14 protein-coding genes and 1 pseudogene are annotated in these 19,439 nt (G+C 68.6%); 5 read left to right on the top strand and 10 right to left on the bottom strand.

Translation table 11 applies throughout. The annotated features are described in order from the left end of the window. Positions 1-47: 47 nt before the first annotated feature. Entirely contained in the window at positions 48-1,058 is a 1,011-nt protein-coding gene (locus tag ACYP33_RS32550; RefSeq protein WP_414448406.1) for a LysR family transcriptional regulator, read from the bottom strand. 181 nt (positions 1,059-1,239) lie between these two features. On the opposite strand from ACYP33_RS32550, the gene ACYP33_RS32545 reads away from it, so the two are divergent. Genes ACYP33_RS32545 through ACYP33_RS32530 form a run of 4 tightly spaced genes read left to right on the top strand, consistent with a single transcriptional unit; the run spans position 1,240 to position 8,134 of the window. Further along, entirely contained in the window at positions 1,240-2,091 is an 852-nt protein-coding gene (locus ACYP33_RS32545) for an alpha/beta hydrolase (RefSeq protein WP_459625279.1), read from the top strand. Between the two features lie 40 nt (positions 2,092-2,131). After that, positions 2,132-3,352: an efflux RND transporter periplasmic adaptor subunit gene (locus ACYP33_RS32540; RefSeq protein WP_414440989.1), complete on the top strand. Its 1,221-nt coding sequence runs from the start codon at positions 2,132-2,134 to the stop codon at positions 3,350-3,352. 53 nt (positions 3,353-3,405) lie between these two features. Beyond that, entirely contained in the window at positions 3,406-6,591 is a 3,186-nt protein-coding gene (locus ACYP33_RS32535; RefSeq protein ID WP_414448405.1) for an efflux RND transporter permease subunit, read from the top strand. Positions 6,592-6,601: 10 nt separating this feature from the next. After that, positions 6,602-8,134, top strand: coding sequence for an efflux transporter outer membrane subunit (locus tag ACYP33_RS32530; RefSeq protein ID WP_414448404.1), 1,533 nt, complete (start codon positions 6,602-6,604; stop codon positions 8,132-8,134). A gap of 42 nt (positions 8,135-8,176) precedes the next feature. Here ACYP33_RS32530 and ACYP33_RS32525 read toward each other — a convergent pair whose 3' ends face one another. The 3 genes and pseudogenes from ACYP33_RS32525 to ACYP33_RS32515 form a co-directional block, all read right to left on the bottom strand. Beyond that, on the bottom strand, positions 8,177-9,508 hold the full coding sequence (locus ACYP33_RS32525; protein ID WP_459625278.1) for a type II toxin-antitoxin system HipA family toxin: 1,332 nt from the start codon (positions 9,506-9,508) through the stop codon (positions 8,177-8,179). Positions 9,509-9,565: 57 nt separating this feature from the next. Then, positions 9,566-9,784: pseudogene (locus ACYP33_RS32520) on the bottom strand (helix-turn-helix transcriptional regulator); the annotation flags it as partial. Between the two features lie 136 nt (positions 9,785-9,920). After that, complete coding sequence (locus ACYP33_RS32515) at positions 9,921-10,844, bottom strand: spherulation-specific family 4 protein (protein WP_459625277.1); 924 nt, start codon at positions 10,842-10,844, stop codon at positions 9,921-9,923. A 501-nt stretch (positions 10,845-11,345) separates the two neighbouring features. Between ACYP33_RS32515 and ACYP33_RS32510 the strand changes: the two genes are divergently transcribed. Beyond that, positions 11,346-12,563: an acyl-CoA dehydrogenase family protein gene (locus ACYP33_RS32510; protein WP_459625276.1), complete on the top strand. Its 1,218-nt coding sequence runs from the start codon at positions 11,346-11,348 to the stop codon at positions 12,561-12,563. A gap of 25 nt (positions 12,564-12,588) precedes the next feature. Here ACYP33_RS32510 and ACYP33_RS32505 read toward each other — a convergent pair whose 3' ends face one another. The 6 genes from ACYP33_RS32505 to ACYP33_RS32480 all read right to left on the bottom strand — a co-directional run bounded on the left by ACYP33_RS32505 (position 12,589) and on the right by ACYP33_RS32480 (position 19,303). Further along, positions 12,589-13,356, bottom strand: coding sequence for a hypothetical protein (locus tag ACYP33_RS32505; protein ID WP_459625275.1), 768 nt, complete (start codon positions 13,354-13,356; stop codon positions 12,589-12,591). Positions 13,357-13,644: 288 nt separating this feature from the next. Then, positions 13,645-15,276, bottom strand: a complete 1,632-nt coding sequence (locus tag ACYP33_RS32500) for an FGGY-family carbohydrate kinase (protein WP_459625274.1) — start codon at positions 15,274-15,276, stop codon at positions 13,645-13,647. Between the two features lie 37 nt (positions 15,277-15,313). Beyond that, positions 15,314-16,042: an SDR family oxidoreductase gene (locus tag ACYP33_RS32495; protein ID WP_459625273.1), complete on the bottom strand. Its 729-nt coding sequence runs from the start codon at positions 16,040-16,042 to the stop codon at positions 15,314-15,316. A gap of 24 nt (positions 16,043-16,066) precedes the next feature. Next, positions 16,067-17,356, bottom strand: coding sequence for a sugar ABC transporter permease (locus tag ACYP33_RS32490; RefSeq protein WP_459625272.1), 1,290 nt, complete (start codon positions 17,354-17,356; stop codon positions 16,067-16,069). Next, positions 17,346-18,179: an ATP-binding cassette domain-containing protein gene (locus ACYP33_RS32485; RefSeq protein WP_459625271.1), complete on the bottom strand. Its 834-nt coding sequence runs from the start codon at positions 18,177-18,179 to the stop codon at positions 17,346-17,348. Before ACYP33_RS32485 ends, ACYP33_RS32490 begins: the two co-directional genes overlap by 11 nt. Before the next feature lie 65 nt (positions 18,180-18,244). After that, a complete protein-coding gene (locus ACYP33_RS32480) occupies positions 18,245-19,303 on the bottom strand; it encodes an ABC transporter substrate-binding protein (protein WP_414441000.1) in 1,059 nt (352 codons plus the stop codon). Positions 19,304-19,439 lie beyond the last annotated feature (136 nt).

Genomic DNA, 19,439 nt, shown 5'->3' with positions numbered 1-19,439 from the left:
CCCCTTCGTCATTCCCGTCGCGTGGGTGCTTACCGCAGGTGCTTACCTTACGCGGCCCACTCGCTGACCACCGGCGTGTCGATCATCGGCGCGCGTTCCGCTTCCTCGAACGTGCGCTTGCTGCAGACGGTGTCGAGCGGCGGGCGGCCCGAGCCGTTCAGCAGCGGGCAGCGGTCGAACACTTCGGCCACCCAGTCGACGAACACGCGCACCTTCGGCGACAGATGCCGGCTGTGCGGATACACCACCGAGATCGGCATCGGCAGCGGCTTGTGGCCCGTCAGCACTTCCTTCAACTGGCCCGAGCGCAGTTGCGGCAGCACCATGAACAGCGGCGGCTGGATCAGGCCGAAGCCCTCGATGCCGCAGGTGACGTAGGCGTCCGCATCGTTGACCGACACCACGCCTTCCATCTTCACCTCGACCTCCTTGCCGTCGATCAGGAACGCCCAATCGATGTTGCGGCCGGTGCGGCTCGAAAAATAATTGACGGCGCGGTGATCGGCCAGATCGTCGATCGAACGCGGTTCGCCGTAGCGCGCCAGATAGGCCTTCGAGGCCACCGTCACGCCTTCGAACAGGCCCACGCGGCGCGCCACCAGTGAGGAATCCTGCAGAGCGCCCACCCGGATCACGCAATCCACGCCTTCCTGAAGCAGATCGACGGGGCGATCCGACAGGCCGAGCTGCAGATCGATGTCGGGATAGCGTTCGCGGAATTCGTTGAGCGCCGGGATCACCACGAGCCGCCCGAGCGAGCCGGGCATGTCGACGCGCAGCTTGCCGTGCGGCTTGCGGTTGTTGATCTGGAAGCTCGCCTCGGTTTCCTCGACTTCCGCCAGAATGCGGATGCAGCGCTCGTAGTACGCCGCGCCGTCCGGCGTCAGCGACAGGCGTCGCGTGGTCCGGTGCATCAGGCGCACGCCGAGAAATGCTTCGAGGTTCTGAATGATCGTCGTGACGGAGGCGCGCGGCAGGCTCAAGGTCTCGGCCGCCTTGGTGAAGCTGTTCGTATCGACGACGCGTGTGAAGACCTGCATGGCTTGAAGACGGTCCATCGCTTTACCTCCGGGATTGTTCGGCCCCGATCGGCCTGTTCGACATGCTTATGCGCACGTCTATCCGCCGATTGTTCAAAGCCCCTGAATTGTGTTGCCGGATTATAGGCATTTATCCTGATGTCTGCCGGACCCAGAATGCGCTCCATCTTGCAAATGGACGCGCTTCGGCGCCTGACTCATGGATGCATCCGGTTTTCGCAATCTGCTGAATTCCTCTCCGGCCACGCCGGAGCGGGCTGGCACGTCGCTCGCAGTGTCCGATGTCGAAATCGAGGGCCATGCCCAGGACATCGTATTGCGGCTGTATCGCCGGCCCGACAAGACCGGATTGCCAGTAGTGCTTTATTTCCATGGCGGCGGTTTCGTTCGCGGCTCGCTGGCCGATGCGGACTTCGCCGCGCGCTTTCTTGCCGAGCGCCTGCCCGCGCTGGTGGTGTCCGTCGATTATTCGCTCGCGCCGAAACATCCGTTCCCGGCCGCGCCGGAAGACGCGTATCGCGCGGCGCGCTGGGTCGAGGCCCGGGCGCGCGCGTTCGGCGGCAATCCGCGCCGGATCGCGGTGGCCGGCCACGACGCGGGCGGCCAGCTCGCCAATTGTCTGGCGTTTATCGCTCGCGACCGCGGCGACGTGAACATCGTGGCTCAGGCCCTGTTTGGCCCGATGCTCGACCCGAGCATGACGCGCATGGGCGACGAGCGCCAACTGGCTTCCGACATCACGGCCAAGGATTGCGCGGCCAGCTATCGCGCCTACCTGCCGCAACCGGCGCAACGCATGCACCCGTATGCCGCGCCGCTCGAATCGGCGCGCCTGGCGAAGTTGCCGGCCACGCTGATCGCCACCGCCCAGAACGACGTGCTGCATGTCGAGGCCGAGCGTTACGCGGCTCGGCTGATCGAGGCCGGCGTGCTGGTGCAGGTGATTCGTTATCCCGACGTTACGCACGCGGAGCTGGGCGGCTATGCGCCCGCGCTGCAGGAGGCCGTGCGCTTCCTGACCTGCCGCTTCCAGGCTCACGCCAACGACTAACAACACCAATTCACTGATTCCAACGCAACCGGAGATCTTCATGTCAATCTTACGTACTCCTCAATCACGCATCGCGGCTGCCGCGCTGGCCGTCGTCGTGGTGATCGGCGGCGGCGCGTTCGGCGTGATCCACGCGAGCGCGAGCGCCCCGCAGAACGCCGCGCCGCCGCTGCAGGAAGTCGACGTCGCCAACGTGCTGGCGAAAACGATCACCGACTGGCAGACCTACTCGGGCCGCCTCGAGGCGATCGACCGCGTCGAGGTGCGTCCGCTCGTGTCGGGCACCATCGTGTCGGTCAACTTCAAGGACGGCGCGCTGGTCAAGAAGGGCGACACGCTGTTCGTGATCGATCCGCGCCCGTACCAGGCCGAGGTCGACCGCACCGCTGCGCAACTGGCCGCCGCGCAAGCGCGCGACGGTTATGCGCAAACCGATTGGCAGCGCGCCCAGCGCCTGATCGGCGACAACGCGATCGCCAAGCGCGACTACGACGAGAAGCAGAACGCCGCGCGCGAATCGGCCGCCAACGTGAAGGCCGCCGCCGCCGCGCTCGAAACCGCGAAGATCAACCTCGGCTACACGCGCATCGTCGCGCCGTTCGCGGGCCGCGCCTCGCGCGCCGAGATCACGCTCGGCAACGTCGTGTCGGCCGGTGCCTCGGCCGCACCGCTCACCACCGTGGTGTCGGTCTCGCCGATCTACGCCTCGTTCGACGCCGACGAACAAACCTACCTGCGCTATATCGGCAGCCAGCGCGACGGCCGCCGCGTGCCGGTCGATCTGGGCCTCGCCAACGAAACCGGCTACTCGCGCACCGGCGTGGTCGATTCGGTCGACAACCGGCTCGATACCTCGTCGGGCACGATCCGCGTGCGTGCGCGTTTCGACAACGCCGACGGCGCGCTGGTGCCGGGGCTCTACGCACGGATCAAGGTCGATGGCAGCGCGCCGCATCCGGCCCTGCTGGTGGACGATGCCGCGATCAACACCGATCAGGACAAGAAGTTCGTGTTCGTGCTCGACAAGCAGGATCACGTCACGTACCGCGAAGTGCAGATCGGCGCGTTGCACGGCAATCAGCGCGTGATCGTCGGCGGCCTGCAGGCGAGCGACCGGGTGGTGGTCAACGGTACGCAGCGCGTGCGTCCGGGCGAACCGGTGAAGGCGCACATGGTGCCGATGACGGGCGGCGGCGATGGCGATTCGGCCACGCCGGTGGCGGATGCCGCCAAGCCCGCCAGCGGCCGCGCGCAGTCGTGACGGGGCGCTGGTCCGCCCTCGTCACCACTCGCACAACCCGATAGAGCTTTTCCATGAACATATCCAAATTTTTCATCGATCGTCCGATATTTGCAGGAGTCCTATCGGTACTGATCCTGCTCGGCGGCGTGATCGCGATGTTCAAGCTGCCGATTTCCGAATATCCGGAAGTCGTGCCGCCTTCGGTGATCGTCAAGGCGCAGTTCCCGGGCGCCAACCCGAAGGTGATCGCCGAGACGGTCGCCTCGCCGATCGAGGAGCAGATCGACGGCGTGGAAGACATGCTGTACATGCAGTCGCAGGCCAACAGCGACGGCAACCTCACGATCACCGTGACGTTCAAGCTCGGCACCGATCCGGACAAGGCCACGCAGCTCGTGCAGAACCGCGTGAACCAGGCGCTGCCGCGCCTGCCGGAAGACGTGCAGCGCTTGGGCATCACGACGGTCAAGAGCTCGCCGACGCTGACCATGGTGGTGCACCTGATCTCGCCCGACAACCGCTACGACATGACCTATCTGCGCAACTACGCGCTGATCAACGTGAAGGATCGCCTGTCGCGGATCCAGGGCGTGGGCCAGGTCCAGCTGTGGGGGTCGGGCGATTACGCGATGCGTGTCTGGCTCGATCCGCAGAAGGTGGCGGAGCGCAACCTGACCGCCGACGACGTGGTGCGCGCGATTCGCGAGCAGAACGTGCAGGTCGCGGCCGGCACGATCGGCGCGTCGCCGTCGATTCCGGGCACGCCGCTGCAGTTGTCCGTGAACGCGCGCGGCCGCCTGCAGAACGAAAGCGAATTCGGCGACATCGTCGTCAAGACGGCGCCCGACGGCGCGGTCACGCACCTGCGCGATCTCGGGCGCGTGCAGCTCGACGCCTCGGAATACGGCCTGCGTTCGCTGCTCGACAACCAGCCGGCCGTGGCGATGGCGATCAACCAGTCGCCGGGCGCGAACTCGCTGCAGATTTCCGACCAGGTCCGCGCGACCATGCAGGAGCTGTCGCAGGATTTCCCGGCGGGCGTGCAGTACAAGATCGTCTATGACCCGACGCAGTTCGTGCGCTCGTCGATCAAGGCCGTGGTGCATACGCTGCTCGAGGCGATCGCGCTGGTGGTGCTGGTGGTGATCGTGTTCCTGCAAACGTGGCGCGCGTCGATCATTCCGCTGATCGCCGTGCCGGTGTCGATCATCGGCACCTTCTCGCTGCTGCTGATGTTCGGTTATTCGATCAACGCGCTGTCGCTGTTCGGGATGGTGCTCGCGATCGGGATCGTGGTGGACGATGCGATCGTGGTGGTGGAGAACGTCGAGCGCAACATCGAGAGCGGGCTGTCCGCGCGCATGGCCACCTACAAGGCCATGCAGGAAGTGAGCGGGCCGATCATCGCGATCGCGCTGACGCTGGTGGCCGTGTTCGTGCCGCTCGCGTTCATGACGGGCCTGACCGGCCAGTTCTACAAGCAGTTCGCGATGACCATCGCGATCTCCACGGTGATCTCGGCGTTCAACTCGCTGACGCTGTCGCCGGCATTGTCTGCACTCCTGCTGAAAGGCCATGACGAGAAGCCGGACTGGCTGACGCGCGTGATGAATCGCGTGCTCGGCGGTTTCTTCCGCCGCTTCAACTCGGTGTTCCATCGCGGCGCGGAAGGCTATGGCCGCGGCGTGCGCGGCGTGCTGTCGAGAAAGACGCTGATGCTCGGCGTCTACCTGGTGCTGGTCGGCGCGACGGTGCTGATGGGCCGGCTCGTGCCGGGCGGCTTCGTGCCCGCGCAGGACAAGGAATATCTGATCGCGTTCGCGCAGTTGCCGAACGGCGCCTCGCTCGACCGCACCGAGAAGGTGATTCGCCAGATGGGCTCGATCGCGCTGAAGCAGCCGGGCGTGGAGAGCGCGGTGGCGTTCCCGGGCCTGTCGGTCAACGGCTTCACCAACAGCTCCAGCGCGGGCATCGTGTTCGTCACGCTCAAGCCGTTCGACGAGCGTCACGGCAAGACGATGTCGGCCGGCGCGATCGCCGGTGCGCTGAACCAGCAGTACGCGGGCATCAAGGATTCGTTCGTCGCCGTGTTCCCGCCGCCGCCGGTGCTGGGCCTCGGTACGCTGGGCGGCTTCAAGATGCAGATCGAGGATCGCGGCGCGGTGGGTTACGCGAAGCTGGCCGATGCGACGCAGGATTTCATCAAGCGCGCGCAGCAGGCGCCCGAGTTGGGCCCGCTGTTCACGAGCTACCAGATCAACGTGCCGCAGCTCAATGTGGATCTCGACCGCGTGAAGGCCAAGCAGCTCGGCGTGAACGTGACCGACGTGTTCGACACGATGCAGATCTACCTGGGCTCGCTGTACGTGAACGACTTCAACCGCTTCGGACGCGTGTATCAAGTGCGCGTGCAGGCCGATGCGCCGTTCCGTCAGCATGCCGGCGATATCGGCCTGCTCAAGACGCGCAACGCGGCGGGGCAGATGGTGCCGTTGTCGTCGCTGGTCACGGTGTCGCCGACCTTCGGGCCGGAAATGGTGGTGCGCTACAACGGCTACACGGCGGCCGACGTGAACGGCGGCCCGGCCCCGGGCTTCTCGTCGGGGCAGGCGCAGGCGGCGGTCGAGCGGATCGCGGCGCAAACCTTGCCGCGCGGCGTGAAGTTCGAATGGACCGACCTGACCTATCAGCAGATCCTGGCCGGCAATGCCGGGCTGGTGATCTTCCCGATCAGCGTGCTGCTGGTGTTCCTGGTGCTCGCGGCGCTGTATGAAAGCCTGGCGTTGCCGCTCGCGGTGATCCTGATCGTGCCGATGAGCATTCTGTCGGCGCTGACGGGCGTGTGGCTCACGCAGGGCGACAACAACATCTTCACGCAGATCGGCCTGATGGTGCTGGTGGGGCTGTCGGCGAAGAACGCGATCCTGATCGTGGAATTCGCCCGCGAGCTGGAGCACGACGGACGCACGCCGTTCCAGGCTGCCGTCGAGGCGTGCCGGCTGCGTCTGCGCCCGATTCTGATGACGTCGATCGCGTTCATCATGGGCGTGGTGCCGCTCGTGCTGTCGACCGGCGCCGGCGCGGAAATGCGTCATGCGATGGGGATCGCGGTGTTCTTCGGGATGCTCGGCGTGACCCTGTTCGGCCTGATGCTGACGCCGGTGTTCTATGTGGTGCTGCGTACGTTGGCGGGTGGCAAGATCCACGTCGCGCAGAAGGATACGCCGCGGTACGACCCGTCGACCGCGGATGCTTGAGGACCAGACGATGAAAAACGACAAGACGATCCTGCGCCTCGCGAAGCTGGCCGGCATCAGCACGCTGATGTCCGCGCTGCTCGCCGCGTGCGCGGTCGGCCCCGACTACAAGCGGCCCGACGTCACCACGCCGGCCGCCTTCAAGGAGGCGCCCACGCTCGCCGCCGGCGAGCAGGCCGGCACCTGGAAACCGGCCGAGCCGGCCGACGCCGCGCATCGCGGCGAATGGTGGACGGTGTTCGGCGACACCACGCTCGACGCGCTCGAGAAGCAGGCGCTCGACGCGAACCAGAACCTGAAGGCGGCCGCCGCCCGCGTGGAGGAAGCGCGCGCTTCCACCCGCGCGGCGCGCTCGGCGTGGTTCCCGTCGCTCGACGCGGGCTTCGGCCCGACGCGCGAAGGCGTGTCGTCGGCCTCGCAGTTCCTGCCGCAAGGCTCGGGGCCGATCAACGCCACGCTGTGGCGCGCGCAGACCAGCGTCTCGTACGAGGCGGACCTGTTCGGGCGCGTGAGCCGCAACGTGGAGGCGTCGCGCGCCGACACCGCGCAGAGCGAGGCGCTGTTCCGCTCGGTGCAACTGGCCTTGCAGGCCGATGTCGCGCAGAACTACTTCGAATTGCGTCAGCTCGATTCGGATCAGAACCTGTACCGGCGCACCGTCGATCTGCGCCAGGAATCGCTGAAGCTCGCGCAGCGCCGCTTCGACGAGGGCGACATCAACGAACTCGACGTGTCGCGCGCGAAGAACGAACTGGCCTCGGCGCAGGCCGATGCGGTGGGCGTCGCGCGTCGCCGCGCGGCGTCCGAGCATGCGCTCGCGATCCTGCTCGGCAAGCCGCCGGCGGATTTTTCGTTCAGCGAAACGCCGATCGTGCCGGTGGCGATCAGGATTCCTGCCGGTCTGCCGTCGGCGCTGCTCGAACGGCGGCCGGATGTGTCGGCGGCCGAGCGCGCGATGGCGGCTGCCAATGCGCGGGTCGGGCTGGCGAAGTCGGCCTACTTCCCGAAGCTCGACATCACCGGGTCGTTCGGTTTTGAAGCGGCCACGCTCGGCAGCCTGTTCATGTGGTCGAGCCGCACGTTCCTGCTCGGGCCGTTCGCCGGCTCGGCGCTGTCGCTGCCGATCTTCGACGGCGGGCGTCGCGCCGCGGGCGTGCAGCAGGCGCGCGCGCAGTACGACGAGCAGGTCGCGAACTATCGCCAGCAGGTGCTGGTGGCGTTCCGCGAGGTGGAGGACAACCTGGCCGACCTGCGTCTGCTCGACGACCAGATCCGAGCGCAGGGCGAAGCCGTGAGCGCGTCGCAGCGCGCGGCGAAGCTGTCGCGCACGCAGTATCAGGAAGGGCAGGTGGCCTACCTCGACGTGATCGACAGCGAGCGCTCGGTGCTGCAATCGCAACTGCAGGCGAACCAGTTGACCGGTGCGCAGGCGGTGTCGACGGTGAACCTGATTCGCGCGTTGGGTGGCGGATGGGGCGCGCCGGCGGTGGCGGTGGGCGCGGCCGGTGCGGCATCGGCCACGCAGGCGGTGGCGCAGCGCTGAGGCGTGTAGCGGGTTGAAATGGTTGTCATGAAAACGGGCCTTTCAGAGGCCCGTTTTCAGTTTACGGGCCTGTTTTTGCAGGCCGTTGAAGATGGCGTCGGCCAGATCGGCCGGAAAATCGGCGGGCAACAGCGCGGCCACTTCGTCGATCACGCCGGGCGTGGCCGCCACGAGCCGCTCGACGATCGCGTGAACGTCCGCCTCGGTCAACCCGCTGCGCTTGCCTTGCGCGAACCAGTGGCGCGGCTGGATTTCACTCCAGGCGTAGTGCCGGTTCGCGCCGCGCACGGCCATCGCCATCTTCACGCGCTGCGGCGCGATCTGGCCGGCGCGGCGCCCCATGATCGGATGAAACGACAGGATGTCGTAGAGCGGGGTGGCGCGGTAACGCGCGTCCGGCAGATGCGCGATGCTGAAATTCTTGCCGTGGCCATCGGCGGCCGCGAGCATCCAGAACAGGATCTGCGCCGTGAAGAAATGGCGGCGGTCGCGCGTGGCGTCGACCGAGCCGGAAAGAATATCCATGGCCGTATCGATGCCGGGGCCGCCGTCGGCTTCGTATTTGGCCAGCCCTGAAATGCCGGTGGCCTGGCACAGGTCTTCCTGCGGCAGACGCACGACCCAGGTGCCGTCCGTGGACAGCCGACGATCGAAGCGCGCGACCACCAGCACCTTCTGATCCTCGAAGCGGCCGATGCCGCACGGCGCAACGGGCAGGCCGTAGGCGGCCGCGATCAGCGCGCAGAGCCATTCGTTCTCGACCGAGGTGCGCATGTCGGCGCCGATGCCGCCGACCAGCCCGAGCGGCAGCTTCAGGATATGCGAGGTCGGGGTGCTGCCTTCGGGGCGCAGCCAGGTATTGTCGTGCCAGAGCAGCGCGGTTTTTTCCTGCGCGCCGGCGATCGACAGGCGCAGGTCGGGCGCGGTGGCGGTGCCTGCGGCCGGTGCGAGCGGCAGCGCGCGCAGCCATTGGGCGATGTCGCGCTCGCCGAGCGGCGTGCCGGCGATGCGCTTGAGATCGTCCGGCGCCTGGCCGGGCGGCAGCAGTTGCAGCGCGCCCACGCAATCGCGCCCAACTGCTTCGAGCAGCCCGAACGGCGAGGCGTCGCGCGCGGCATGGCGTTGCGCGATGCGGCGGCGGATCGCGTCGCTGTCGGGCAGCAGGTTGTCGAAGTAGTGGGCGACGGCCGCGCCGTGATACGGCGCATTGCCGGGGCGCAGCGGCAGCGACAGCGAGAGCGGGCGGCGCTGGGGATCGGCGAGCCAACTGTCGGCGTAGGCCAGCCGATCGACGCCTTGCACGCGTTCCCAATAGCCGACCTCGATGCCGTTCATCCAGAGCGCGAGGCGCGTGGCCGGGTGCGAGCGGGGCATGACGGCTTACCAGTTTTCGCGCGACGTATCGCTGGCGGCGGGCGTGCTGCCCGGCTCGTGCGCGTCATTCAGCGTCAGTTCGATGCCGAGGATGCGCATCACGCGAAACAGCCGCTCGAGGCTGGCGGTGGACGGGTCGGCTTCGAAGCGGGCGTAGGTTTGCTGCGTCACGCCAAGCCGCTCGGCCATGGCGGCTTGCGTGAGGCCCGCGGATTTCCGGAAGCCTTGCAGCAGCGGCCGTAGCTGGCCGAGGGTCTTGACCGGGTAGTTCACGATGGGAAGGCGCGACGCGCACGAAGTGGCGAACGTCCGGATTTTACAGCATACAGGCTGTATTTTTAAAATACAGCCTACAAGCTGTTTTTTGTGGATACAGCTTGTGGGCTGTTAATTGATCGCGCTCCGGCGATGTTCAACGGCGACGGTTCGATGCGGTGGCGGTCGTTGTCGACGTTGTCTTGGCCTGCGTCACCGGCGGATTCAACGCCGCCACCCCCGACACCTCCTGATCCCAGTAAGTCGGCAGCCCGTTATACGGATTCGGCAGCTTCAGCGACGTCATGTAAACACCACCCGCCCCGTTCGTCACGGCGAACTGCAGGGCGCTGCTCATCTGCGTGGCTGTGGCGTTGTAGACGATATGGATGAACCGGCTCGCGGCATAGTTCGCCTGCCATGCCGCCGCCTTGTACTTCGCGTAATTCGCCTGCTTGTCCTCGTACACCACGAAGCGGTCCGCCACCGGCAGGCTCGCGTAGATCTCCGGAATATTGGTGCCCGGGTTGTTGACCACCTGGTAGTTCGGCGACAGGCCCTTGATGTAGTTGTAGAGCGATTGGTAGTACTGCACATGCGCGGTGGTGCTGTCGTTCGACATCTCGTCGATGAAGAAGCCGTCCACCGTGTAGAACGCCAGATAGGTGTTGATGTCCTTCGTGACGTCGGACAGCGAGCGGCTGCCGTACGACGTATGCACGTAGGCGATCACCTTGCCGCCGGCCGTGCGCACCTTGGCGATGGCGTTCGTGTAGGCCGGATCGACGGCGGTGCCCGGGCCGCTGTTCGGGTTGACGATGGCCGTCAGCGGCACCGAGGCGGCGTTGGTGGCGAGCGTGTTCCAGGCGGTCGAGCCCGAGCCGGACGGATAGAAGTAGGCCGGCACGACCAGGTCTGCCGCCTGGGCCGCACCACCCGTCACGCAGAGCGAGGCCAGCAGCGCGCAGGCCGCCGAGGCGAAGCGCCGGAACCGGCCGGGCGCGCGGCGGGTGCGCGTGTGTTGCCTGCGATCGATCAGGAGTGCAGGGCAAATCTCGACGCCGTGGTGCTGAATGCTCATGGTCTACCTCTGAATGAACCCGCCGCCGAGGGCCTGGCCCGTCGTGCCGGGTAAGGGGGTACGTCGCCCCGGGAACCGCCGCCGTTATTTCGGATTGCTGCCGGTTTTTCGATGCGATGCGATGCCAGTGCCTTGCCGATCCGTCTGTTTGCCTGCTTGCGAGCCGGATTTCCCCGTCCGGCCATTCATGAATAGCAGCTTTCAATATCGTCTGCAAATTGCGTATTACGCGAGGATCGCCGCGTGATCCCGCCGCCGCCCATATCGTATTTGCCGATTTCCATTTCCGGATCGCTTGTTGGACCGGGCCCGGCGCGCGCGGCTATCATCGGCGCCAAGCCCCTCGCCATCGTGCACGCAAACGTGTGCGAAGGCGATATCCGTGTTTACGACAGCGGGTCGGCAATATCGAGGGCGGCGCGCGGGCTTTCGCACGCAATGCGTGTGACGCCATGACTGCCCCGATTCGTCTGACCTGAAACGATGGAGAACAGAGATTCGATGAGCGATTCCCGATCGCCGGCCGCCGCCGGTGGGCAGGCCGATGTCAAGGCCGAGGCCGATGCGCCGCGGAGCTTCGGTGAACTGATCGTGGCGTTGCGCGCGAGCGCCGCCGAGCGCGACCGGCGTGGCGGCCACGCGGCTCGCGAGAAAGCCTGGATGGCCGGCCTCGGCCTGCAGACGCTGGCCGTGCCGCGCGCGTTCGGCGGCCAGGAGGCCGATTGGCCGATCGTGTATCAGACGATTCGCGCGATCGCGCGCGTCGACAGCGCGCTCGCGCATCTGGTGGGCTTCCAGGTGTTGCAGATCGTCAGCGTCGACGTGTGGGGCAGCGACGCGCAACGCGAGCGCTACCTGCGCGGCACGGTCGAGCAGGGCTGGTGGTGGGGCAACGCCGTCAATCCGCTCGACACGCGCCTCGCCGCGCATCAGGACGGCGCGGGCGGCTATCGGCTCGACGGCATCAAGGGCTTCTGCTCGGGCACGCGCGGTTCGACGCGGATGACGGTGTCGGCGCATGACCCCGTGACCGGCAAGCCGGTGTTCGCGGTGGTGCCCACCGCGCGCGAAGGCATCACCGTGCACGAGGATTGGGACCCGATCGGGCAGCGCCAGACCGACAGCGGCAGCGTGTCGTTCAGCGGCGTGACGGTGGCGGCGGACGAGGTGCTGCATCGCTCGGAAGCGCCGCCGAGCCCGCGCGCCACGCTGCGCACGCTGGTGTCGCAACTGGTGCTGACCAACCTGTTCGTCGGGCTGGCCGAGGGTGCGCTGGCCGAGGCGCGCGACTACGTGGCGACGCGCGGGCGGCCGTGGATTCATGCCGGCGTGGAGAAGGCGCAGGACGATCCGTACACCTTGCAGCGCTTCGGCGACATGCGCGTGCAGGCGGTGGCCGCCGAGGCGCTGGCCGATCGCGCGGCGCGCGCGTTGCAGGCCGCGTGGGACCGCAAGACCGCGCTGACGGCGGACGGGCGCGCCGAGGTGGCGCTGGCGGTGTCGGAGGCGAAGATCGTCGCGCAGCGCGCCGCGCTCGATGCCGGCGAGGCGCTGTTCGATGCCTGCGGCGCGCGCGCCACGGCTGCGCCGCTCGCGCTCGACCGCTTCTGGCGCAACGCGCGCACGCACACGCTGCACGATCCGCTCGACTACCGGCTGCGCGACGTGGGCCGCTTCGCGCTGACCGGCGTGCTGCCGGAAGCGTCGCTGTACACCTGAAGCCCGCGCCGGCCGCGTGGCCGGCTCACTCCCGCCCGCGCTCGCCCGGCACGCGCGCCATCTTCTGCGCGAACGATTCGAAGGCCGAAACATCGGCGCCCGTCAGCAGCGCGGCGGCGTCCGGGCCTTCGTGCGCGGGCATCGGCACTTCCTGGCAGTCGATCAGGTGCCGCACGCTCGGGTATTTCGACATGCGCGGCCGCTTGTAGCGCAGCCGGAACAAGCGCGGCACGACCTGGCCCGCGTCGCCCAGGTCGCCCACCTTCTGCACCGGCGCGCCGAACCAGAAGCGGATCCACGCGGCCTGCCGCTCGCCGGGCGGGGCGGCCATGAAATCGGTCAGCACCAGCAGCACGTAGGGAATATCGCGTTGCGCGAGGGTGGGCCACGCCCACAGCTTCAGCACGTCGGCGTGCTCGATCGCGTGCGTGAAGCGCGTGACCTGGAACGCCGAGGCGGTTTGCCGGATCGTGTGCAGGTGCCGCTGCCATTGCTGGAAGAAGCTCGCGCGCAGTTGCCGGGCGCGCTCGGTCAGCGGCGGGCCGACATTGACGGCGAGCGGGTTCGGCACCGCGTCGGACACCAGCGGGCAACGCGCGAACGGCCCGGCCGCATGCACGAAGCGCCGCGCCTGCGAGCGGTCGCGCAACTGCACCACGCGCAGCACGCCCGAGCATAGCGGGCAGCGCGCCAGGCCGCGCAACAGCGGCAGGTCGCGGCAGAACGCGTCGACGTGAACCAGGCGGTCCTCGACGGGGTGCAGCGCGTATTCGAGCAGCGGCCGTTCTTTCATCTCGGTCACGGAAGGCGAGGGGGCTGGGCGGGCGACGCAATGCGACAACGGGATGACGGAATCAAACACGCGTTCCGTGACAAGACGATGATGCTCGCGCAGGTGTGGCGGGTACAGCGGGCCGCACGTCGAGCGCGTCCCGCCCCCGCGCCACCCCCGCGTTCAGCGCACTTCGCGCGCCACGCACTGCAACGCCTCGAACGCGCGATAGCGCCCGGCATGCCAAGTCGTGGCGCATACCGAGCGGGGCCGCACGTCGAGCGCGTCCCGCCCCGCGCCACCCCGCGTTCAGCGCACTTCGCGCGCCACGCGCTGCAACGCCTCGAACGCCCGATAGCGCCCGGCATGCCAAACCGCGAGTTCGCCATCGGCCGGCGCATACCGGCGGCTGATGCGCGACATCGCGCCCATCGCCACGCGCAGGTCGCTATGCACGCCGCCCGCCACGCCGCCGAGCATGGCCGCGCCGAGCAGTACCGGCTCGTCGGCCTCGGTGGCGAGCACCGGCTTGCCGGTGGCGTCGGCCAGCAACTGGCGCACCAGGTCGAGCCGCCCCGCGCCGCCGCTGATCACGATCTGCTCGACCGGCGCGCCGGCCGCCGCCTGCGCCTCGACGATCTGCCGCAACCCGTAGCCGATGCTGCAAATGCCGGCCAGATAGAGCGCCACGAGGCTGTCGAGATCGGTGTCCATGCCGAGCCCGGCGATCACGGCGCGCGCGTGCGGATCGGCGAACGGCGCGCGGTTGCCGAGGAATTCGGGCACCACATGCAGCCCGTCGGCAAGTTTCGCGGCGGCCGACAGCGCGCCGTCCACCCGCGCCACCGCGCGGCCGGCCAGCCACACCGGCAGCGCCTCGCCGGCGCGGGCCGCGTCGTGCGCGGCGTCGGCGGCGGCCGGATGCATCGCCAGCAGCCGTTCGATCGCCGCGCCGGCCACCGACTGGCCGCCCTCGTTGAGCCAGGCGCCCGGCACCATCGCCGAGAAATACGGCCCCCACACGCCAGGCACGAACACCGGCTCGCGCGTGGTGGTCATGGTGCACGACGAGGTGCCGAACACGTAGGCGAGGCAGGTTTCGGGCGCATGCCCGGCGCCGACGGTGCCGATCCCGCCCGCGTGCGCGTCGATCGCGCCGGCCGCCACCGGCGTGCCGGGCGCGAGCCCCAGCTCGGCGGCGGCCTGCGCCGTGAGGCCCGCGCCGAGCGGCGTGCCGGGGTCCACCACGTGCTGCCCGATTCGCTCAAACTGCTCGTCGGCCAGCTCGCCGAGGCCGATCTCGCGGAAGTAGCCGTCGTCCCAGCGCCGCTCGTGCGCGAGATACGTCCACTTGCAGGTGACGGTGCAGGTCGAGCGCGCCAGGTCGCCGGTGGCGCGCCAGGTGAGGAAATCGGTCAGGTCGAAGAACTGCCAGGCCGCGTCGAACACGGCGCGGCGATGCTCGCGCAGCCACAGCAGCTTGGGCGTCTGCATCTCGGGCGAGATGCGCCCGCCGACGTAGTTCAGCACCGCGTGGCCCTGCGCGTTGATGCGCTCGGCCTGCGCCACGGCGCGGTGATCCATCCACACCACGATGTCGCGCTCGGGCTGTTCCGACGGCCCGACCGGCAGCGGCGCGCCGCCGTCGCCCAGCACGACCAGCGAGCAGGTCGCATCGAAGCCGAGCCCGGCCACCTGCGCCGGCGCGATTCCCGCCTGCCCCGCCTGCGCCAACACCGCCTTCACGGCCGTGCACACGGCCTGCCAGATCTCGGCGCTCGATTGCTCGACGATCGCGCCGCTCTCGTGGAATACGGCGATGTCGTGCTTGGCCGACGCCACCATGCGCCCTTGCGCGTCGAACAGGCCGGCGCGCGCGCTGCCGGTGCCCACGTCGATGCCGATCAGGTAGCGCGCGTCGGGGTTCGGATGATCCGTCATGTCTCGGTTCCTGGAGTGGGAGCGTGGCGCGACGATCTCACAGATCGACGCTGGTGGGCAGGATCACGAGATCGCGGATCGTCACGTTGCGCGGGCGCGTCAGCATGAACAGCACCGCGTCGGCCACCTCGTTGGCTTGCATCAGGCTGCCGGCCGCCAGCGCCTCGTCCATCTTCGCCTGCGGCCAGTCGTCGAGCAGCGCCGTCACCACCGGCCCCGGCGCGACCGCGCCCACCCGCACGCCGTGCTGCATGAGCTGCCGCCGCGTGGTGTGCACGAACGCCTGCACGGCGAACTTCGACGCCGTGTAGATCGGCTCCCACGCCACCGGCACGATGCCCGCGATCGAGCTGGTGAACAGGATGTCGCCGGAACGCTGCGCGACCAGATGCGGCAGCACCGCGTGCACCGAGCGGAACGCCGCGTTGATGTTCAGGTTCAGCATCCGGTCCCATTCGTCGGGGTTGCCGTGCAGCACCTCGCCGCCCACGTAGGCGCCCGCGTTGGCGTGGAAGATGTCGAGGCCGCCCGCGAGCGCGACGATGCGCGGCAGCATCGCCGAGACTTCGGCCGGCTTCAGCAGATCGACCGCCAGCGGCAGCGCGCGCTCGCCCAGTTGCGCGCAGCAATCGGCGAGGCGATCCTGCGCGCGGTCGATCAGCACCACCGTGGCGCCCGCGTCGAGCAGCGCACGCGCGCAGGCGAGGCCGATTCCCGAGGCCGCGCCGGTGATGGCGGCGACCTTTCCGTTCAAGGGTTCAGACATGCGGAGTTCTCCAGGAGAAAAAGGTCAGGCGCGGCCGTGCGAGACGCGCGAGCGGCGCGCCAGCGAATCGACGATCACCGCGATCGCGAGCACCGCGCCGGTGATCATGAAGCGCAGCGACGACGACAAATTCAGGAGCGTCAGGCCGCTCGCGATCGACTGGATCACGACGATCCCGAGCACCGCCGACCATGCGCTGCCGCGTCCGCCGAACAGGCTGGTGCCGCCGATCACGGCCGCCGCGATCGCGTTGAGGTTGACGTCGCCCGAGCCGGCCTGCTGGCTGGCCGAGGCGAGCCGTGCGGCGCTCAGGATGCCGCCGAGCGAGGCGAGGCTCGTGCACAGCACGAACGCGCTGGCGTAGATCGCGCCCACGTGGATGCCGGCGCGGCGCGCGGCCTCGTGATTGCCGCCCACCGCGTGCATCGAGCGGCCCCAGCGGGTGCGCGTCAGCGCGTAGTGCATGGCGGCGGCCAGCGCGACGAACAGCGCGAACATCAGCGGCACGCCGCGGCCGCGGTCGAGATAGGCGACCACCGCTTCGAGCAGCACGGTGAGCGCGGCCGCGCGCAGCAGCAGGCTGCCGGCCGACGGCGCGGACAGCCGGGCCGCGCGACGCCGCGCATGGGTGCGCAGCCCGAGCAGCAGCATCGCCGCGCCCGGCAGCAGCGCGAGCAGGTGCGACACCGGCGCGGGCAGCACCCGCAACTGGCCGAGATCGACCAGCGCCGAATCGTAGGGCAGGTTGATCGAGCCGGGCGGCCCGAGCACGTAGAGCTGCATGCCGAGGATCGCGAGCAGGCCGGCCAGCGTGGTGACGAAGCTCGGCATGCCGAGCCGGTTGAACAGGAGTGCGTAGCACAGGCCGAACACCGCGCCGGCCGCGATCGCCGCGACGATCGCCAGCAGCACCGGCCAGCCCGCGTTGATCCACAGCGTGCCGACCAGCGCCGAGGCGAAGCCGCTGATCGAGCCGACCGACAGGTCGATCTGCCCGACCATCAGCACGCAGACGATGCCGAGCGAGATCACGCCCACCGTCGAGCAGTCGAACAGCAGGTTGACGAGGTTGTTGGCCGACAGGAACACCGGGTTCAGGCTGGCGAACACCGTCCAGATGATCACGAGGCCGGCCACCACCGGCAGCGAGCCAAGATCGCCGGCGCGCACCCGCTGCGCGAACGCGGCGAGCGTGTCGCCCACGCCGGCGGCGTGTTTGACGCGTACGTCGGCGCGGTCGAGCAAAGGGCTGGAAGCAGGACTTGAAGCCGGCCCCGGCGCCGGCTGCGGGGCGTGTTGCGATTCATTGCGCATGATCGTTTCCTTGGCTGGGCGCGGCGTCCTGGCCGGCGGTGCGGCGGCCGGCGCGGCGCGATACGGCGTTCTCGGTGGCGCCGGTGATGGCGGCCACCAGCGAGGCGTTCGACGAATCGGGGTAGAACACGCCGTTGTTGCGGCCGAGCCGCAGCACCACGATGCGATCGGCCACGGCGCGCACGTCTTCCATGTTGTGGCTGATCATGATCACGGCGTGGCCGCGGTCGCGCACGCGCTCGATCAGGTTCAGCACCTCGGCCGTCTGCGCCACGCCGAGCGCGGCGGTCGGTTCGTCGAGCATGATCAGCTTCGGGTCGAGCAGCAGCGAGCGGGCGATCGCCACCGTCTGGCGCTGGCCGCCCGACAGCGAGGCCACCACGTCGCGCACGCTCGGAATGCGCGCCGACAGCTCGTTGAGCAGCGTCCAGGCGCGCACTTCCATCTGCACCTCGTCGAGACGCAGCGGGCTCAGTTCGCGGCCGAGAAAGATATTGGCGACCACGTCGAGGTTCTCGCACAGCGCGAGATCCTGGAACACCGTGGCGATGCCGAGGTCGAGCGCCGTGCCGGGATCGGACAGCGCCACCGGCTTGCCGCCGAACGTGATGGTGCCCGAGGTCGGTTGATGGACGCCGGCCAGCAGCTTCACGAGCGTCGATTTGCCGGCGCCGTTGTCGCCGACCAGCGCGACCACTTCGCCCGCGTGGACGTCGAGTTCGATGTCGGTCAGCGCCGACACCGCGCCGAAGCGCTTGGAGATGCCGCGCAGGCTCAGCACGGGTTCGCCGCGCGGGGCGCGGGACGTGGAGTCGTGAGTCATGACGGATTTGCCTGTGAGTTGCCGCGCGTCCAGCCGGACAAGGCAGGCCGCGCGGCCGTGGTCGATCAGTTCGCGATGCCGAGCGTCTTGCAGCCCTGCGCGTAGCGGCCGGTGCACAGTTCCTTCGCGCTCGCGAAGCCCTTGGCGATCACTTCGGCCTTCAGGTTCTGCGCGGTAATGACGGCCGGCGTGAACAACTGCGTGGGGGTCTTGTAGAGCGTCGTCTGGCCCTTCGGCGGCTGGCCCGACAGGAAGCCCGTGGCCACCTTGGCCGCGGCCGCCGCGACGATCTCGCTCGGCTTCAGGATGGTGTTGTACTGGTCGCCCGCGATGATCAGTTGCAGCGCGGCGTTGGTCGCGTCGTTGCCGGTCACGGCCGGCAGCGGCGTGACGCCGGCCGCCTTGAACGCGGCGATCGCGCCGCCCGCGGTGCCGTCGTTGGCGGCCACCACGCCCACGATCTGCGCGCCGAAGCGCGTGATCTGCCCGCTCACCCATTGCTGCGCCTTCGGCGGCGCCCATTCGGGCGTGTCGAATTCGGCGAGCGTGGCGTAGCCGCTGCCTTGCAGGCCCGCGTGGATGCCGTTGCGGATCAGCCCGGCCGCCGCGTCGGTGGGCGAGCCGTTGACCTCGAGCACGCCGCCCTTGCCGGCCGGCACGCCGCTCGCCTTCAGGTGCTGAACCAGCGATTGCGCGATCGATTTGCCGATCGCCTCGTTGTCGAACGACACGTAGTAGTCGGCCGGCGTGGCGGGAATCGGCCGGTCGTATGCGATCACCTTCACGCCCTGCGCCTGCGCCATGTGCACCAGCGAGGCGGCCGCGGTCGAATCCACCGGGTCGATCACGATCACCTTCGCGCCCTGCGCGATCGCCGAATTGAACTGCTGCTGCTGGAGCGCCACGTCGGCGTTCGCGTTCTGATACAACACCTGGCAGGCGGGGCACAGCTTCTGCATCTCGGCCTTGAAGCCGGGGAAATCGTGCTGCTCGTAGCGCGTCGAGGCCTGGTCGGGCATCAGGAACGCCACCGTGCCGGACGGCGCGGCGAAGGCCGGGGCGGTGCCGGCGAGCGCCAGGCTCAGGGCGGCGGCGCGCAGCGTGCGGGAAAGCATCGGGTTCATCGGGTGTCTCCGTGTCGTTGAAAATGGCCGGCTTCGGGTGGGCCGTTCGGGTACTTCGTTCGGATATTGATCCGTAGTGCGAATCGATTGGGCTGGCGCGTTCCGCTTGTCGTGGAGGGCGCCTGCCCGGTATGCG

This window comes from Burkholderia sp. 3C (assembly GCF_054589155.1).
Note: the sequence above shows the minus strand (reverse complement) of the source record. Positions and strands in the feature narration are given on the sequence as shown.

What these genes read in the sequence shown, in the direction of transcription:
- ACYP33_RS32550 (WP_414448406.1), bottom strand. Translation starts at nt 1,058, where the DNA reads ATGGACCGTCTTCAAGCCATGCAGGTCTTCACACGCGTCGTCGATACG.
- ACYP33_RS32545 (WP_459625279.1), top strand. Translation starts at nt 1,240, where the DNA reads ATGGATGCATCCGGTTTTCGCAATCTGCTGAATTCCTCTCCGGCCACG.
- ACYP33_RS32540 (WP_414440989.1), top strand. Translation starts at nt 2,132, where the DNA reads ATGTCAATCTTACGTACTCCTCAATCACGCATCGCGGCTGCCGCGCTG.
- ACYP33_RS32535 (WP_414448405.1), top strand. Translation starts at nt 3,406, where the DNA reads ATGAACATATCCAAATTTTTCATCGATCGTCCGATATTTGCAGGAGTC.
- ACYP33_RS32530 (WP_414448404.1), top strand. Translation starts at nt 6,602, where the DNA reads ATGAAAAACGACAAGACGATCCTGCGCCTCGCGAAGCTGGCCGGCATC.
- ACYP33_RS32525 (WP_459625278.1), bottom strand. Translation starts at nt 9,508, where the DNA reads ATGCCCCGCTCGCACCCGGCCACGCGCCTCGCGCTCTGGATGAACGGC.
- ACYP33_RS32515 (WP_459625277.1), bottom strand. Translation starts at nt 10,844, where the DNA reads ATGAGCATTCAGCACCACGGCGTCGAGATTTGCCCTGCACTCCTGATC.
- ACYP33_RS32510 (WP_459625276.1), top strand. Translation starts at nt 11,346, where the DNA reads ATGAGCGATTCCCGATCGCCGGCCGCCGCCGGTGGGCAGGCCGATGTC.
- ACYP33_RS32505 (WP_459625275.1), bottom strand. Translation starts at nt 13,356, where the DNA reads ATGAAAGAACGGCCGCTGCTCGAATACGCGCTGCACCCCGTCGAGGAC.
- ACYP33_RS32500 (WP_459625274.1), bottom strand. Translation starts at nt 15,276, where the DNA reads ATGACGGATCATCCGAACCCCGACGCGCGCTACCTGATCGGCATCGAC.
- ACYP33_RS32495 (WP_459625273.1), bottom strand. Translation starts at nt 16,042, where the DNA reads ATGTCTGAACCCTTGAACGGAAAGGTCGCCGCCATCACCGGCGCGGCC.
- ACYP33_RS32490 (WP_459625272.1), bottom strand. Translation starts at nt 17,356, where the DNA reads ATGCGCAATGAATCGCAACACGCCCCGCAGCCGGCGCCGGGGCCGGCT.
- ACYP33_RS32485 (WP_459625271.1), bottom strand. Translation starts at nt 18,179, where the DNA reads ATGACTCACGACTCCACGTCCCGCGCCCCGCGCGGCGAACCCGTGCTG.
- ACYP33_RS32480 (WP_414441000.1), bottom strand. Translation starts at nt 19,303, where the DNA reads ATGAACCCGATGCTTTCCCGCACGCTGCGCGCCGCCGCCCTGAGCCTG.